The sequence below is a fragment of the Mesotoga infera genome (assembly GCF_900157305.1).
Classification (GTDB): domain Bacteria; phylum Thermotogota; class Thermotogae; order Petrotogales; family Kosmotogaceae; genus Mesotoga; species Mesotoga infera.
Window position 1 is genome coordinate 75425 of sequence record NZ_LS974202.1, and the last position, 17670, is coordinate 93094.

Annotated in this window: 14 protein-coding genes; 7 read left to right on the plus strand and 7 right to left on the minus strand. The window is 46.6% G+C overall.

What is annotated here, in order from left to right:
• The first annotated feature begins 8 nt into the window (after positions 1–8).
• Positions 9–1325 carry a patatin-like phospholipase family protein gene (locus tag MESINF_RS00335; protein WP_169697983.1) on the plus strand — a complete coding sequence of 439 codons (1317 nt, stop codon included), beginning with the start codon at positions 9–11 and terminating at the stop codon, positions 1323–1325.
• Here the strand turns inward: MESINF_RS00335 and MESINF_RS00340 are convergent.
• From MESINF_RS00340 to MESINF_RS00355, 4 genes are all read right to left on the minus strand, one after another.
• Positions 1297–2487 carry a hypothetical protein gene (locus tag MESINF_RS00340; protein WP_169697984.1) on the minus strand — a complete coding sequence of 397 codons (1191 nt, stop codon included), beginning with the start codon at positions 2485–2487 and terminating at the stop codon, positions 1297–1299. The two genes, MESINF_RS00335 and MESINF_RS00340, sit on opposite strands and share 29 nt — an antisense overlap.
• A 79-nt stretch (positions 2488–2566) precedes the next feature.
• Positions 2567–3676 (minus strand): sugar phosphate nucleotidyltransferase, encoded by a 1110-nt coding sequence (locus tag MESINF_RS00345; RefSeq protein WP_169697985.1) that lies wholly within the window; start codon positions 3674–3676, stop codon positions 2567–2569.
• 10 nt (positions 3677–3686) lie between these two features.
• Positions 3687–4166: a hypothetical protein gene (locus MESINF_RS00350; RefSeq protein ID WP_231936791.1), complete on the minus strand. Its 480-nt coding sequence runs from the start codon at positions 4164–4166 to the stop codon at positions 3687–3689.
• 77 nt (positions 4167–4243) lie between these two features.
• Positions 4244–4717 (minus strand): pyridoxamine 5'-phosphate oxidase family protein, encoded by a 474-nt coding sequence (locus MESINF_RS00355; RefSeq protein WP_169697986.1) that lies wholly within the window; start codon positions 4715–4717, stop codon positions 4244–4246.
• Between the two features lie 174 nt (positions 4718–4891).
• Here MESINF_RS00355 and MESINF_RS00360 point away from each other — a divergent pair, with 174 nt between their 5' ends.
• Both MESINF_RS00360 and MESINF_RS00365 read left to right on the plus strand, forming a co-directional pair.
• A complete protein-coding gene (locus MESINF_RS00360) occupies positions 4892–6757 on the plus strand; it encodes an InlB B-repeat-containing protein (protein ID WP_169697987.1) in 1866 nt (621 codons plus the stop codon).
• 141 nt (positions 6758–6898) lie between these two features.
• Complete coding sequence (locus tag MESINF_RS00365; protein ID WP_169697988.1) at positions 6899–8704, plus strand: DUF2207 domain-containing protein; 1806 nt, start codon at positions 6899–6901, stop codon at positions 8702–8704.
• A 62-nt stretch (positions 8705–8766) separates the two neighbouring features.
• Here MESINF_RS00365 and MESINF_RS00370 read toward each other — a convergent pair whose 3' ends face one another.
• From MESINF_RS00370 to MESINF_RS00380, 3 genes are all read right to left on the minus strand, one after another.
• On the minus strand, positions 8767–10914 hold the full coding sequence (locus MESINF_RS00370) for a sodium-translocating pyrophosphatase (protein WP_169697989.1): 2148 nt from the start codon (positions 10912–10914) through the stop codon (positions 8767–8769).
• A gap of 52 nt (positions 10915–10966) precedes the next feature.
• On the minus strand, positions 10967–12925 hold the full coding sequence (locus tag MESINF_RS00375) for an ATP-dependent helicase (protein ID WP_169697990.1): 1959 nt from the start codon (positions 12923–12925) through the stop codon (positions 10967–10969).
• A gap of 140 nt (positions 12926–13065) precedes the next feature.
• Complete coding sequence (locus MESINF_RS00380) at positions 13066–13701, minus strand: histidine phosphatase family protein (RefSeq protein ID WP_169697991.1); 636 nt, start codon at positions 13699–13701, stop codon at positions 13066–13068.
• Between the two features lie 266 nt (positions 13702–13967).
• Here MESINF_RS00380 and MESINF_RS00385 point away from each other — a divergent pair, with 266 nt between their 5' ends.
• Genes MESINF_RS00385 through MESINF_RS00400 form a run of 4 tightly spaced genes read left to right on the plus strand, consistent with a single transcriptional unit; the run spans position 13968 to position 17658 of the window.
• A complete protein-coding gene (locus MESINF_RS00385) occupies positions 13968–14825 on the plus strand; it encodes a MurR/RpiR family transcriptional regulator (protein ID WP_169697992.1) in 858 nt (285 codons plus the stop codon).
• Positions 14826–14844: 19 nt separating this feature from the next.
• The gene (locus tag MESINF_RS00390; RefSeq protein ID WP_169697993.1) at positions 14845–15723 is read left to right on the plus strand and encodes a dihydrodipicolinate synthase family protein; all 879 of its coding nucleotides are present in this window, start codon (positions 14845–14847) and stop codon (positions 15721–15723) included.
• Positions 15724–15734: 11 nt separating this feature from the next.
• Positions 15735–16706 carry a sugar kinase gene (locus tag MESINF_RS00395; RefSeq protein ID WP_169697994.1) on the plus strand — a complete coding sequence of 324 codons (972 nt, stop codon included), beginning with the start codon at positions 15735–15737 and terminating at the stop codon, positions 16704–16706.
• A 4-nt stretch (positions 16707–16710) separates the two neighbouring features.
• Positions 16711–17658, plus strand: a complete 948-nt coding sequence (locus MESINF_RS00400) for a sugar kinase (RefSeq protein WP_169697995.1) — start codon at positions 16711–16713, stop codon at positions 17656–17658.
• The last annotated feature ends 12 nt before the right edge of the window (positions 17659–17670 follow it).

The window sequence follows — 17670 nt, forward strand, 5'->3', positions numbered from 1 at the left end:
GTATCCAGATGAAAAGGCATTCATTGCTCGCAGTATTCTGTACCCTTCTCTTTTCAAGCCTTTTGCCTGTGGCCGTTGTTTTCTCCGGAGGCGGCGGGCGAGGAGCCTATCAGGTTGGTGTTTACGGAGCTCTCCTGGATTTGGATATAGAGATCGAGGGGATCTTCGGCACATCAGTGGGAGCGATAAACGCCGCTGGTATAATCAGTGAGGGCTACGAAGCAACCAAGGATCTCTGGTATGACATGGAATACACGCAACTGATGGAAGCCTCTCCAGAGCTCTATAACCTTCTTCAGGGAAAGCTTTTTTCCCTTAATACTTTAGAATTGGCCTCGGCGCTGAGACTACTTACAACTGAGGGGGGCATAGACGTCTCGCTTTTAAAGGAAAAACTCCGTAAAATAATAAGCGAAGAGAAAATACGAAAGAGCCGTATGGATTTCGGTGTAGTCGCTTACTCGCTGAGTGATGTCCGGCCATTTGTAATCTACAAAGAAAACTGCCCCGAAGGTCTTCTTGTAGATTATGTTCTTGCCAGCGCCAACTTCCCAGCTTTCAAGAGAGAAGAGATTGGCAATGAGCTCTTCATAGATGGTGGCGTATATTCGAACATCCCGCTTTTCATGGCCAGAGAGAGGGGATTCAAAGAGGTTGTGGCTGTCGACGTGATGGGTCTGAGAATCGGGAATTCTCTCGCGTACGTAAATCTCTTCAACGAGGGAATGGAAGTGATTCTTTTGGAACCGTCGCAGCAATTTGGCACCGTTATGACTTTCGACGGCGAAATCTCTGTTAAGTACGTGATCTGTGGCTATCTTGACACTATGAAGGCCTTCGGAAAACTTGTCGGCGATAGATACTTCATCTTCGGAGATAGCGATCCACTGGCCGATCGTTTTTTATGCCTCGATCTTGAATCGAGGTGTGAAGCGTTGGCGCTAGTTGGTCTTAAAGCGGTGGAAAATGCTCCGGCAGAGTACCATTATTACAGACAGTTGATTCCCTGGCTTGAGACGGTTATGGATTGCGAATTTACATCACCTGCGCTGACCGTTATGAAGGTACTTGAAGAGCTGGCTGAATTTCTCGAGATCGATAGATTGTGGCCATACACGCCAGGGTTGATCCTGGAGAAAGTGGAGAGTACCTGGGATCCCGCTCTTTACATACATGAACGATCTGTACAGTTTCTCACGAAATACAATAAACTGCTTCGTTTGGTTACTTATGTGTCGGAAAAGTCTCCATACAGCGGTGTCGAGTCAGCGGATTTCGCGGAGTTTGTAGAGAAGTTCAGACTAAGACTCTCTCTTTCGAACTGAAGCGATCCGCGGCGTAACCGTATATCTCTCTGAGACTCAACGGCCTTTTGATCAGATTTTTACCGAAGACTATATAATGCTTATACTCTTCTCCACCGGCTCTGAGAGCGTTGGCGATCATCGTCGAGTTCATCCAGCTAACCGATGAACCTTCTATTATTTTGTAACCCATCTCTCTCACGTTTTTGTAAGCCTTCACGAACATGGCAGAAGGAACTCCCCTGTTCCTGAACTCGGGGACGACAAAGAGTATGGCAGCACGCACCCGTTCTATCGTCTTTCTCTTTGTAAGAAATTTGTACCAGCCGAAGGGAAATAGTTTACCACCTATCTCTCTCACTATCGGACTGAAGTCCGGAAATGCTACGAAATAGCCGATCGGCCGTCCTTCGGATCTTGCGATGATTACCATTCTACTGTCGGCAACGAGTTTGAGCGTCCTAGCCGCCTGAAATATCTCATCGAAGGTAGGCTTGATTATGTCTTCTTCCCATTCAGGCATCGACTCCACAGTAATTTTGTGAATATCCCGCGCAAGATTCTTGATATGCTTGAAGTTGGCCTCTTCTACATAGAAATTGTAACGTCGCATAGCGATCTCAGTTCCCTTGATCTCTCTCTCGGAAATCACGTTTTCAAGATTGTATCTAAAAGCAAGGTATTTGAGATACACTTTGTACTCTTTGAAAATATCGATATAGTAGGGTGGGTTGTAAGGCATTAATATCGCCGGTGGATCTTCGAAGTTATCGACCAATAACCCTCTGAAATCGTCACCGTTGGTCGGCGATACCGGACCTTTTATGAATTTCATTCCCATATTTTTTGCCCAGCTTTCGGCTGTTTTCAAAAGAGCATCGGCTACAATTTTTGAGTCTATCGATTCGAAGAGCGTGAAATAAGCATGATCTACGCCCTTTTCTCTGTTCATCGCCTGTTCTATGCCAACGGCAATCCTACCTACGACACTCCCGTTTTCTCTGGCAAGGAAAAATTCGTGTGGGCCGTTCGAAAACAAGTTAGATCCCTTGCCCTTCATGATAGCTTTTATCTCATGTCTGAACGGGGGAACCCACAGGGGATGATCTTTGTAGATCTTCGTGGGCAGAGAAATAAAGTCTTTAACATCTCTTGTGCTGGATAATCTGGATATCTTTAACATCGATCTACACTCCAATATAAAGACTGACAACACTTTCAGATTCTAACACACCTGGTACTGGAGCGTTTTTTTGAAGAGATCAACGGATATCCAAATTTCTGGTATCGGAGATAAGCTCCGCGTATGGACCTTCCGAGATCAAACCGGTTGAACCATCAGACCTTATGAAAAAGTCGGGAGTGATGAGTATGTTTTTACCTTTAAATCCCGCTTTTATCCTTGTGTAGTCTCCGACGAAGACGTTACTGAGATCGACTCCCTCGCAAAGTTCACAGTTGGAACCTACCATAGTTGGCCCTTCAAGCCTTACGTTCCTTTCGATTTTGGTGTTGGCGCCTATGAAAACAGGCGTGATTATTTTGGCTGTCTTCTCGACGATCGTACCGATTCCCTTCCACAAACCTGAAGTGATCTCTTTACCCGATGGCTTGAAGCCCTTGATCTTTCCCTGAAGAGCCTGACCCAGTATCGATAAATAGTCGGAGTTTCTGCCGATGTCGAACCAGTCAATTTCAGTCGTGAAAGAATATACAGACTCCTTTCTCTTCACAAGATCGGGGAGAAGCTGGCTACCTATATCATAAAACGTTCCGGAAGGGATATATTTGAATACGGACGGTTCAAAGATGTAGATGCCTGTGTTGGCCATATTAGATCCGGCCTTTTCCAGGGAAGGTTTCTCCTGAAAGGAGCCTACACGGCCATATGAATCGCTTACCACTATTCCGTAATTGGAAACCTGCTCGTTAGGAACTTCTTTTGTCAGGATAGTTGCGATCGAACCTCTAGAGTTGTGAAAATCGAGAGCTGTTTTTAAGTCGAAATCTATGATCGCATCGCCACAGACCACAATAAAGGTTTCATCGAAAAAGGCAGAGCTGTCCTGGATTCTTCGCATGCCTCCTGCCGATCCGACCGGTTCGGCTATGAGTTGACCCTTCTCGAAATGACCCTCGAAAGAGTATCCTATTCTCACTCCGTACCTGTAACCACTTTTTAGGTAGTTTTGCATAACCCAGCCCAGGTGTGAAATGTTTATCATGATATCCCTGACTTCATGACGGGCGAGAAGCTCGATTATAAACTCGATTACAGGTTTCTCGATTATCGGAAGCATTGGCTTTGGAATCTTGTTGGTGAGCGGTTTCAACCGTGTTCCGGCACCTGCGGCCAAAATCATGGCTTTCATCGATTACCTCCTATCTTTTGGTCAATCTGATATTCTTGAAAACAACTAGCACTCCAATTGCCAGAAGCACCAGGCCAACGAAGATTCCTAGAGCTTTTGGTGCTACATTCATTAACACGAAAAACACGGAAATGGCTGCGAGAAGGAAGGCGGCGAACAGCAGACCTGAATCCTTCTTCTCCTCTGCAATGAAAATCTGGAAGAGACCCACGGCAGGGGCCATTATGAACAGAGCCCAGCCTCCAGCGGCTATGAAACTCGGGAAAATTACGTTCAGAGTCAATATCAACGAGACAACAAGCAATATGCCTCCAGGCACGAACAGCCCTTTTTCACCTCCTGTAGCGGCCCTGTACTCCATGAAAATAGCCGGTACCCATACGAAGAGCAACCAGAGATTTACGGTGAAGGAAGGTAAGAGTATTATCAGCAGACCGAACAGCACCATGATTGAACCTATAGCTATTCTGAACAGCGTTTCCTTGTTCACTACAATCGCCTCCAATAGTTTCGATCATCGGAATTATATCAAGTCAGAAGCGGCACACAAAAGCGCAAAAACACTGCTTATACTTCAATATTTCCTTTGCAAGTAATATGTTGTACATCGATCCTGATTATACAGGTTGTATTCAAAGACCCTTTCAATACTTCTTCACTTTCTTTTTCGAAATCGGGTGAAAACTTTTCGACGATTTTTTTCAGAACGTACAGCTTCTCTGAAGCTTCGGCTACTAAAGAGGCTATTCCATAAGCCACAACACTTTTGTAGTTGGTTGAAAAACTGGATGGAAGTACTTCAACGGAATCCACAACGCAAAAAGAAACCTTGTTGCTGAATAGTATATTGCTTATCTTGTGGCCTTCGCAGGCGCTATGAAAGTATATGTGGCCGTCATCAAATACGTAGTTAAGTGGAGTGCCGTAGGGATAGCCATCTTCTCCTATGGTTGAAAGGACTCCAAAAACACCTCTTTCAAGTATATCTCTACCTTCCTCAAGTGAGAGCTTTTTATCGTGTCTCCTTAGTTTTTTGAACAAGTCACACCTTCCTATCGGCGCAAACCGGAAAATTTGATACGTGAGAGCCGTACCTTTTATTACATTATAGACTGAAGTGGTATACTCGAGTTGAATCGGCAAAATCAGTCGTTTCGAATTCTTCTCGCGTTTGTGTCATCCTCGATCGCACTCAAAAGAAGGGGGTGCTTACGGATGAGGAAAGCCCGTTTGTTGTTGTTTTCAATTTTCTTTTTGATCTTCTTTTTCACCAGCTGTCCATTGAAAAACACTTTCACGCTCACCATGCAGAAGGAAGGTAACGGAACCACCGATCCGACCATAGGGACTCATCAGTTCGGTAAAAACGTAAACGTAACTGTCAGGGCATACCCCGATTCCGGCTGGGAATTCGATAGCTGGGAGGGCGGGGTAGCCGCACCGGATGCGACGGAAACCACAATTTTCATGGATAGAGATAGAACTGTAAAAGCGAAATTCGTCGAAATAAACCAAATCGGGAAGGTTATTGAAAAGCTGGACCCCTCGGTACCACTCAGTTTTTACCATGCAGAAGAGCTTCTACCTCTATTGGAAGACAACATCGATAAGTTCCTCCAACTACTCTCTCAAGGAAGCTATCTGGAAAGATGGGCGGCCGCATATGCTTTCCAGAGAAGCCTGCTGGACAACAGTACGCTCGAAGAGCTGGAGGATTATCTTTCCGATCCTGACCCCACGATAAAGGCTCTTATAGCCGTAGCTTTCTTGCTCAACGGAGATGAAAAGGGGAAAGCCGTGCTGGAGGGGATGCTTGCAGACGATAATCCTATGAACTTTTCGGTACCACCGCAGAGATTGTCGGATTTCTCTCTTGTTATCTTGAATAACTACTATCCGCTGGAGTATCCACTAGCTGGATACGAAGAGCAGACTACCAGTGTGACGGGAGGGCCATGCGACTATACAGTAACGGTCACGGCGGTCTTTCATGGCGCGGGCGCTACCGATACTCTCGTGGAGACCTGGGAGACTCAGGCCGAGGAGATCTGGAACGGCCCGACCGGTTCTAGGGAGTGGGGAAACGGTTGTTGCACGGTTACCTTCGATTTCGATTTCGATGTACTCGAAGAAGGTGAAGACCCCCCCGAAGGAGTCCATGTTATCGAAGTTAAAGATGTCAGCAGTGCTCACACTTCGTGGGTTGCGACGCCCCTCCCGACACCCGGTTCAACCGAAACAACGACCGGAGAGTGGGACAACCTCGATAGCGGACCGGTAGTAGCCCACGAAATAGGACACCTGATGGGACTCGACGACGAATATCATTACGACGAAGATGGAAATTACGTCAACGACAACCCCCAGCCGGAAGGAAGCCCTCCTAGCATCATGGCGCAGACCTGGAATGGCGCTCAACCGCTAACGCAGCATATGGATGCGATTATGGCGGCCGCCGATATCCAGTGCGAATGCGATTACTCCATGACGATCACCCCTGAGTACGATATCAACATCTCACCGGGAGTTCATACCGTCGAGGTAACCGTTGTCAGGGCAGATGGGACTCCGGCCAAAGGAACCACGGTGACTTTCACCGTGATAGGCAATCCCAACATCGAAGACACGGAAGTAAAAACGGGCGAAGATGGAAAGGCTTCGTTCACTTATTTTCGTGAATTCTGCTATACCAACGAAGATGAAGTAGAAGCCTGGGCAAAATGCAACGCACACGCAATGGCTCTAAAACAATGGATAAGTTTGAGCTGGATTTTACCGGGGTTTATCTCGCCGTACAACGGTCAGATGGATTTTCCCTATTCGACTCCTCTGATAATTCTCTTTGAAATAGAACCAAAAAGCGCCGAAGAGGCCGAAAACCTCGAATTTTTCGTCAAACTCTTTCGCGGTGAAATAGAACTATTCGCGTGGAAGGGTAAAGAAACTGCGGTGGAGACGGGCCTTTTGCTCGAACCGGGAACGGAATACAGAATAGAGATCACACCTGTTTCGGGTCCTCCGGAGACTGAGGGCAACATGGTGATCTGTACTTTCACTACCGCTGATTTCACGACCGATTGAGTAAAGATATCTGATGAAGTCGAGTGAATGAGCAAAAATCAACGTCCATTTGAAACGGGGAAAGGAAATTTCAAGAGAAAATTATGAGAGAGTCCTGCAAGCCGCCAGGTGATGTAAAATTCAACTGGAGGTGAGATTATTATGAAGAAGATAGTCCTTCGTTTGATTATCGGTGTAATCATTGGGGTCATCTCGTGGGGAGTCGTTTCCTTGATTCTCAGTGAAGGCCTCGGCGAGAGTTTTTCCTCGATCACTGAAATCGAGAACGTGAAAGTACTTATGGAGATAGATAAGGACGGCCTGTTGACGGTAACCGAAACGATCGACTACCGTTTCAAAAAACCTTACAGGGGAATATACAGAGAACTTCCGGCCGATCGGGCGGGAAGCCTTTACAGCGAGATCGAAGTTACCGCTACCGGTAAAGAAATAAAATATATAGAACGCATGGGAGGCGCGAGTTCCAGGTCAATCAGATTGTGGTTCGTGCCTTACAACTCCTCCAGCGTAGAACCCTCCGTTGGTGAGGATCGTGTAACTGTCACTTACCGCTACACGGTCAGAAGGGCAGTAGAGATCGGTACAGATGTCGCACAGATTTTCAGAAAAATCTGGGGCGAGGATACGGCCAGCTGGGTGAAGAGTGTAAATGCTACGATCACTTTCCCAGAAGATATGCAAATCACGAATTTCTACACTCATCCGGCCGTCGTTGTGACAAGATCGGGGAATGTATTCGAGCTGGAGATGAAAAATGTCCCTCCGAAATCTTACGTCGAATTCAGAGCCGTAGTACCGCTCCAGGCAACATCGACGATGAAGCAGGTGAATTTGGCCACGGGGGGAGCTTTCGACAGCAAATTCCTAGAAAGCGCCGAAAGAAAGGACTCTCTTCTCAGGATAGTCTCTCAATGGGTTGTACCGATTGCAGTAGTGCTGTTAACACCTTTTGTGTTGCTCATCGCGTTTCGAAAATATGGCAGGGAACACGAAGTGGGATACTTCGGAGAATACGAACGCGAATTACCGACCGACGACGCTGCCGATGTTGTGAACGCAGCGGTGAAGAATATGGCCGGAGTAGTAGATAACGACGGTATAGGTTCGGCGATGATGGAGCTGTACAGGAAGAACTACATAGACTTTGAAAGGGGAAAGGGTGACAAAGTCGATGGAATAATCATTAAAAGCAGAGATTCTTCAGCTCTGAGGCCAACGGAGGCTGCCTTTCTGAAGTTTCTCGACAAGTACGACGAAAATGATCTCTTCGATTTTTCAGATGTAAAGAAAAAAGCTACAAAAAGCCAGTCAAAAGCCAGAGCCTTCACTTCTGATCTAGGTGTTTACAAAGACAAGGTGAACAACACAGTAAAATCGAAAGGGCTCCTTGACACAAGGGGCAACTCTATAGCCAAAGGCTACTCTACACTGATGCTTCTACTTTCGATATTGATGCTTATAGTACATTCGAACCCGGCAATCTCTCATCTGCGTTTATTTTCACTTGTGTTCTACGGAGTTCTGTGGACTACAAGTTTCGTCGTTTTCATGATGCCCAGAGATGTTTTCGGTCGTTGGACGCCTGAGGGAAGAGTTTTCTACCTTAAATGGATGGGCTTTAAGAAATATCTAGAGGATTACTCGCTGCTCAATGAGAAACCACCCGAATCTATAATCCTCTGGGAAGAGTATCTGGTTTACGCGACGGCTTTGGGTATAGCCGATACTGTGAGAAAGAATCTAAACAGGATAGTTCCCGAAGATATCTGGCGCGATCAGAGTAGCCATCCCTTAATTTACTACCCGGTGACGGCTTACGCAATCAATTCTTTCAACACTCTCACTACATCGGTCAGGGCGGCTTCCTCGAGCGGTTCTGGCGGCGGAGGTTTCGGCGGAGGGGGCTCCGGTGGAGGCGGAGGTGGAGGCGGAACTGGTGGATTCTGATTCATCGTCCAAATAAAGAATTTAGCGCGGCCAAAATCGGCCGCGCTTTTTTCAAAGCCGTGTCACATGAAGAAAGGTCCGGCTGGGAAGATCGATCCAAAGACAAGGGATACGACCGACATCAATTTGATAAGTATATCCATGGAAGGGCCAACGGTATCCTTGAGAGGATCGCCGACAGTATCTCCTACGACGGCTGCCTCGTGTGTGGGTGTACCCTTACCGCCAAACTCCCCGGTCTCAATGTATTTCTTTGCGTTATCCCAGGCTCCACCGGAATTGGCGGTGAAGAGAGCTATCATTATTGCACTTGCCAGCCCGCCCATTAGAAGTCCGGCAACTGCAGACCTTCCGAACAAAAGACCGATTATGAAAGGTGAGGCGATGGCTACTACTCCGGGAGTAAGCATTCTACTCACTGCCCCCTTGGTAGTTATCTCGATACATCTCTTGTAATCGGGTACCGCATCTCCAGTCTTGATATTTGGGTTCTCCTTGAACTGTCTTCTGATTTCCACGATCATTAAATTGGCCGTGTCTGAGACACCTTTTATCAAAAGCGAGGTGAAGAAGAAGGGAAGCATAGAGCCTATCAATATTCCTATCAAAGTGTATGGTTCAACCAGGTTGATAATCGGGTTGTTCACAATTTCGTTGGCCGTATCGGCGGCCCCCCAGATGTATGAGACGATCAGCGCAAGGGCGGCGAAGGCTGCCGAGCCAATAGCGAACCCCTTGCCTATGGCTGCTGTGGTGTTTCCAACGGAGTCCAGTCTGTCGGTCAGTTTTCTGACCTTCGGGTCGAGGTTGGCCATCTGAGCTATACCACCTGCGTTATCTGCAACCGGTCCGTAGGAATCGACCGAAACTATGTAACCTACAAACGACAACATTCCCAATGCGGCTATGGCGATTCCATAGACCCCAGCCGACCAGTAGGCCCCAAGTATGGCCAGGGCGAGCGTTATGACCGGCCAGATAGTACTTCCCATACCCAGCGCCAGACCGCCGGTGATGTTTATCGCGACACCGCTCTGGGTGTCTCTAGCAAGTTTCTTTGTAGGTTTGTATTGGTCAGAAGTGTAGTACTCGCTCAGCTTGGAAATTATAATACCGGCAACAAGGCCCGACGCAATGGCGAAGAATAACCTCCATTTTGAAACGAAGCCCGGACCGATGATGAAGGAGTCTTTGAAGGGATAATCCGGTGCGGCTATACCTATGACGACTGCTACCGATACCAGAACTAGCCCGCCAGTGAAAAAATTCCCGAAGCTGAGACTTTTCTGTGCATCTTTGGTTTTCATGTTGGCTACAACTAGAACCCCTACGAGCGATGCTAGAACTCCGACGCCAGCTATTAGGACAGGAAGGAGTATTAGACCGTAATACTGAGTTTCGGTCATTGTGCCGTGATCGGCGAATTTCATGAAGATTGCCAGAACTATTGCCGAAACGACCGAGGCCACATAGGATTCAAGAATATCCGCTCCGAGTCCGGCGACGTCTCCCACGTTGTCTCCAACGTTATCGGCGATGGTTGCTGGGTTTCTTGGGTCATCCTCGTCTATATGTTCCTCTATCTTACCGACTAGATCGGCGCTCATATCGGCGGCTTTGGTGTACATGCCACCACCAACTCTATCAAAGAGCGCGATCATACTGGCCCCGAGAGAATAGGAGCTGATGATCATGACCCCATCTATATAGGATATCGAACCGAAGGCTCTAGAAAGGTCGGTAATGTTCTCGAAAAGGAAAGAGTCCTTGAAAATCAACATGAGCAAAGCCAGACCAGTTAAAGAAAAACCAGCGACTGCCAAACCCATGACCGAGCCACTGGAAAAGGCCACTTTGAAAGCGCTAGAAAGTCCCTTTTCTGCCCCGGCAGCGACCCTAGTGTTGGCTCTCGTGGCGGCGTACATACCTATAACCCCCGCTAACTCCGAGACAAGAGCTCCAAAAAGCAATGCGATAGGATACTTGAAAGACTGGAATATTACTCCCAGAACGGCCGCTATAATAACGGCCACTAGAAAGATCTTTCTTGCTTCCTCTTCGAGAAAGGCAGATGCTCCTTCCTGAATGTATCTTGAAAGCTGTTGCATCTTGTCGTTTCCAGGAGAGTAGCCGAGAGTTCTCTTCAACATAACAAATGCGAATAGCGTAGAGATAATACCTGCTACAAGTGGTAAGTACAAAGCGTTCATCTGTTTCCCTCCCATATTTCGACTATGTGAAGCTATTTATAATGATGAAAAATCAAAAATCCCAGCCAATATCCCACCGTTCGACGGCATCGCTCGGAATCCTCTCTATGAAGTCGTGTCCACTCCTGAATACGTATCTATTACCAATCGTTGGACGTGATCTGCCACCCTTTTGCCTCATGATGTACAGATAGTCCTTTGCTCTGGTTGCTGCAACATAGAATATCCTTTGCTCTTCTTCAAGAGAACCTTCTATTATGGCCATAGAGTTGGGGAAATCACCGGGATTAACTGCCAAAATGAAAACGACATCCCATTCTAGTCCCTTCGCCTGATGAACGGTAGTAAGAACTATAGAAGGGTCACGCTGCCCGGACTCCTTCTCGATATCTATCTTCTCGCTAACCGCGAGGTCTTCAAGCATATCTGCGAGCGAACCGTACCTACCGGCTATTTCCATAAGCCTTTCTATATCTAAACGTCTCTCTCTCGCATCTGGATATTTTTCATCCAGATAATCCGCATAGAAGCTCTCGTAGAACCTCTTTATAACTTCCGCTGGAAGTGCATCCGGTTCGAGGCTCTCGAGAAGACTAATAAGATTTTCAAGTCTAGCCCTGTTGCTCGTATGAGACCTTATAACTTCAACCTGAAGATGGCCATCGTTAACTGCTGCAGATATCTCCTGTATTATCCGGAAAGCTATAGTGTTTCCCACTCCGGGGTAGAGTCTGAGTACCCTTCCCCAGGAAATCTGGTCCAGAGGGTTCTGAATAACCTTCATAATCGCCAGTACATCCTTCACATGAGCCGTTTCGGTGAATCTGGGACCGGAGAAGAGAGTGTAGTTCATTTTTCTTTTATCTAGTTCCATTTGGAGTTCAAGTGAATGAAAGTGAGATCTGTACAGAACGGCTATCCTATCCGGATCGATCCCGTCGTCTATATGTTCCTGAATACGCTGGGCTACGAAAGAGGCTTCCTCAAGGTTATCCCAGGTTTCTGCTATCACAGGAACCGGTCCATCAAGTCTCACTGCTCTCAGTTCCTTCTCTATAGAGTTTTCAGGGAAGATCCCATTAACCAATCTAACTATCTGTGGGGTGGAACGGTAGTTGGTCTGTATTTTGAAGATCTGAGAATCCTTCATGTTCAGGAAATCGTAAACGTTTTCGAATCTGGCTCCTCTGAATGAGTAGATAGACTGGGCATCGTCACCTACCACAATCAGATTCCCGTGGACAGAGGAAAGCATTTCAACCAGCCTGAATTGAAGTATATTGGTGTCCTGAAACTCATCGACCAGGATCCATTTGAACCTTTGTGATTCATGGGCAAGAATTGATGGATTCTCGTTGAAAAGCTTCAGGGCCATCAGTAGAAGATCGTCGTAATCGACGCAGTTCTGGGCCGCTTTTTCCTTGACATAACGCTTCCAGATCTCCTCGATCTCGTCGTAAGAACCTAAAAATTTCCTGTTCTGTCTCACTATCGATTCTCTTAGAGAGGCTAGAACATTAACCGAGTAAGAATAAATGCTCTGCAAAACACCCGCAGATGGTAGCGTGGAAGTGTTAATTGCTTTGCGCTCTTCCAGAAGTTCTGTTCTGCAGTGCTTTATCAAATCTTTTGAGTCTTCTCTGTCGAGTATAGTGAAGTTCTCTTTCAGACCAGCTGCAGCCGAGTATTTTCTGAGGAAGTAATTGCAGATATGGTGGAAAGTACCGGCTAGCATTCCCTTCAAATCCGAGCCGCTGGTTCTTCTGGCTCTCTCGATCATCTCTCTAGAAGCGGCTCTTGTAAAGGTTACAAGCAGCATATTTTCGGGATTAATTCCTTTGCTGACCAGGTAGGCAATTTTGTAGGTAATTACCCTTGTCTTTCCCGAACCGGGGCCGGCAACTATCAAAGAACGCCCAGAGGATTCTGCAACGGCCTTCAGTTGTTCTTCATCGAGTCCTTCGCTCACAAAAGTTGGAATGTCCCCGCTTTTAAGTGTATACTTTTTCATAACAAACCCGCAGCTCCCTTCTGCCAAATTTTACCATAATCAAGAATCACCTTCAGTGTCGAATAATGCGGTAAAAGTCATTCCTGACATTTGTCTTTTAGTGGCCGGCAGGTCCGTTAAAGATCGCGGAAAATTCTCTTTCACCCTAGATGAGAAGAGTTTGCCCAATCCACCAGTTCGATTGATGGGAATTGCGCACCATTGTTGACCCTCACAGTAGTAATTGAGCAGTTTCCGATTCCATAGGAAGGTCTTGAGAAGAACTCCCTGATATCTATTCCACTGCACAAGAAAGGAAGAGTCATGGTCAGGAACCCTCCGTGACTCACCAGCAGAACCTCGCCAACATGGTTTTCACTCACAACAATATCGATGGCCTTCTTCATTCTGCCAATTATCTCCAGATGATTTTCTCCACCCGGAATTTTCTCGCTGGAATTTCCGGTGATCCACTGAAGCATAAGCCTCATAAAAGTCGCTTCGGCTTCTCCAGAAATAGGTCGTCCTTCAAGCTCCCCGACACTGAATTCTCTTATCTCATCCAGCACCACAGACTCTATACCCAGCTTTTTTTCAACTATCGCGGCACTTTGTCGTGCCCGCAGAATCGGTGAAGTGTATATTCTTTTTATATTTTTCAGAGCTAACAGTTCGGCTGTCAAAGAGACCTGTGCTCTGCCTTCCTCGGTCAAAGGATATCCATCGTCGCCGTTGGCAAAGATTCTCTCTAAATTAGCCTGGCTCTGACCATGACGCATTAAATATACTGTCAGCATAATTTCCTCCAGAGTTTTCTTCATTCACTAATAATGATAACAGCCTGAAAAACAATCTGCATATGGGGTGTTCCTGAATGAGTTTCAAAAAATTAGAAAGAAATTTTTTCTATTTGGTTCGCTGGAATAGCAGATAAGCTTTTTTAGAATAAAAATCAATAAGTAAGTATAAATAGTCTTAACTGGCCAAAACGAGTGATAAATGGATTTGTGTAGTTCTCATTTTAGTGGTATATTATGGTAGAAATTTTTTTCGGAGGTGAGTCTTGACATTCAACAGCGACCTGCTGGGAAGAATACAGCGCGAAAGCGATGATTTCACTCCAACGATGAAAAGAATTGCTGATGCGATACTCGAAAATCCCTCAGAAGCGGTGAATCTTTCAATTACTCAACTTATGAACAAGTCACGTGTAGGTAGCGAATCTACGATCGTGAGATTTTACCGGCAGTTGGGTTTCGAAAGTTTTCATGAATTCAAAGTGACTATGGCTGCCGAAATCGCAGGTTCCTCTTTTTATCATCCTTACGAAGATATAAGGATCGACGATACACCCGGAGCAGTAGTGAAGAAAATCTTCAACGGGTGCATAATGGCGCTTAAAGAAAACATGGAGAAAATATCCAGTCAGGTGATAACCGAAGCCGTTGAACTGATTGAGAAAAGCAGAAGAATAATATGCATTGGTTATGGAGTTTCCGGTTCGATAGCCAACAACCTCTCTTTCAAACTCAACCTTCTGGGCAAAGACGCTATTTATTGCCCGGACTCTCATACGAACGCGATTACTCTATCAAAGCTCAAGAAAGACGACTGTGTCTTTGCCATCTCACATTCCGGGGAGAGCAAGGATGTAGTCCTTCCCCTTCAAAAGGTCAGGAACACGGTGCGCATAATTGCGTTGACAGGCTTCATCGATTCAACGCTTGCGAAAATAGCCGATCTCTGTATCGTCACTTCGGTGCCGGAGGAGATGAATATAAGAACCGATGCCATAGTTTCTAGATGTTTACAGATGGTAGTTGTGGACTCCCTATTCGCTTGTTTGGCTGTCAGAGAAGGCGAAGAATCGCTCGATACATTATCTCTATCCAGGAAATCACTATCATACTTGAAATTTTAATTTAACCAGGAGGTGCAACATGGCTGTTTTCAAAGGAATAATCCCACCGGTGTTAACAACGTTCGATTCATCGGGAAAAGTTGATGACAAGTGCTATCTAAATCTGATAGATTTTCTCTCTCAGAAGGTACACGGTCTTTTCGTTTGTGGCACTTACGGTTCAGGGCCACTCATGTCGGTCGAGGAAAGAAAACACGTGACCGAACTTGCTGTCGAAGGTGCAAAAGGCAGGGTACCTGTAATAGCACATATCGGGGGAACCAACCCTGATGACATTTTCGAACTGGCAAAGCATGCAAAAGAAGCGGGAGCTGTGGCCGTGGCGACCGTTGTTCCATTTTACTTTTCCTACTCGCAGGCCGATATTATAAGATTCTTCGCAAAGCTAGTAGAAATTTCGAGTCTACCTGTCTTCATCTATAACAATCCCAAAACTACAGGTGTATCAATCGATATTGACACCCTCAAGAAGCTTCAAGCTGTTGGATTATACGGTATCAAAGACTCATCTTTCGACCTGTTGTATTTCTACTCTGTAAAGCACAACATGGATATTGACAAGTTCTGCTACATAACAGGAACAGAAGCATTCATAATGCCGGCTGTTCCGCTGGGAGCCAAAGCAGCTATCTGCGGTCTAGCGAACGCACTGCCCGAACCGGTAGTCGAACTTTACAACGAAACATCGGCAGGAAACTACGCCAGAGCGTTGGAACTTCAGGTGAAGGTAAACCAATTGAGAGACGTACAACACTACGCTCAAAGTATCCCGGCGATTCATGCTATGCTCAAAATGAGAGGCATTAACTCCGGCTACCCGAGAATGCCGTACAGTTTGGTTGACGATTCGATCTACACAAAGATGGAAAAGGCACTCATCGATAAAAAGGCGCTCTAGGGGGTGATGCTTTGAAAAGAGCTCTCGGCATGGGCGAAATAATGATTCAAATGAATCCTACGGAAAAGGGAGCTCTCAGATTCCAGACGCTTTTCGAGAGACACGTGGCCGGTTCTGAGGCGAACACAATCATCCAGATGCAGCGTCTGGGAATAGAGTGTTCCTTCCTGACATCGGTTGGCAGCGATGAATTTGGTAAGGTGATCCTTTCGACACTGAGATCGGAGGGAGTCAACACCGAGGGTGTGATCGAAGACGAAAAGAACCCGACCGCCGTTTACTTCGTTCAGAGAAGCTACCCGGTTCCCGAAAAGACTATGGTCTTCTACTACCGAAAAGGCTCGGCCGCGAGTAACTATGGTCCGCAGTACCTTAAAGACAGCTATTTCGATGGAATAGACCTCTTTCTCGTGAGCGGTATTACACCGGCCTTGAGCGATAGTTGTCGCGATGCCGCAATAAAAGCGATTGATATGGCTAAAAAGCACGGGGCCCTGGTAGCCTTTGATACAAACATCAGGATAAACCTTCTCAAAACCAAAGAGAACGCTCTGAAGACTCTTGAACCGTTTATAAGGAAGGCTGATATACTTTTCACCGGAGCTGGCGATTTGAGCATGCTGTTCGACGGTGATCTGGAGAAATCGAAGGAATCTATGAAAAAAATGGCCGACGTCGCTAAACTGATAGTATTCAAGAAAGGTTCGGGTGGGGTCGAAGCTTTCACCGGAGGAAAGAGGTATTCGATGCCCTCCTACAAAGTTCCTGTGATCGACGAACTCGGAGCCGGAGATGCCTGTGACGGAGCCTTCCTTGCGAGTTATCTATCGGGGAAATCAATTGAAGAATCATTGAAGTATGCCAATGTGGCTGGCGCCATAACAGTGAGTTTGAAAGGCGATATAGAGCCGCTTCCGGATTGGAAGGCTATCGAGACGTTCTTGAACGTCCATGAAGCCGGTGAAAAGAAGTTGTTGAGGTGATTTTGTGAGTTGTGAGATTTATTCCTTCGGAGAACCGCTGGCCGGTTTCTATGCAAAGGACCAGCGTAGACTTTCGCAGATCGGAGATTTCCACATGACCTGGGGTGGAGACACCTCAAATGTCGCTGTCGCCTCTGCCAGGCTAGGAAGAAGCTCGGGATACATAACGAGAATAGGAAACGATTCTTTCGGTCATGGATTGATGGAACTCTGGAAAAGCAACGGCGTCGATACGACAAACGTGATAATCGACCAGGAGTACCCGACCGGAATGTATTTTGTGAGCTTTAACGGTGAAAAGCATGAATTCGACTACCGTCGAAAAGACGCCGCAGCCAGAAAGTTCGGACCGGCCGACGCGGAAAAAATTTCATTTGAGGGCGTGAAAATCTTTCATCTGAGCGGTATTTCTCAGGCGATTAGTCGTGAATGCCTTGAAGCTAGCTTTGTGCTAATGAAACGCGCTAAAGCTCTCGGTGCGAAGATCTCTTACGACCTTAACTACCGGGGTAAGCTCTGGTCAACCGAGCTGGCAAAGGCGGTATATATCAAAACCATCACGGACTTTGCCGACATTGTCTCTTTTAACGAAGAAGAGATGGAAATTCTCTCTCTTCAAGGTTCTCCGGTCGAAGCCGTAATGGAGGTTATGAAAATGGGACCCACGACAGTGGCCCTTAGAAGAGGTTCTCAGGGAGCGATACTCGGTACGAACGAAGGAATCTTCGAGGGGGAGGCCAAAAAAGTTAGAGTTGCAGATACGGTAGGGGCCGGAGACGCCTTCACAGCATCACTCCTTTGCTGCAATCTCGAAAACCTGGGAACCCAAGAAGCACTTGAGTTTGCTTTGAGAGCCGCTGCCCTCACCTGTACTGCAACCGGCTCGACCGAGGGGCAGCCAACCAGGAAACAGATAATGGATTTTTCCGGGGGAAACCCTGTTATCCAATAGGAGGTGTTTTTG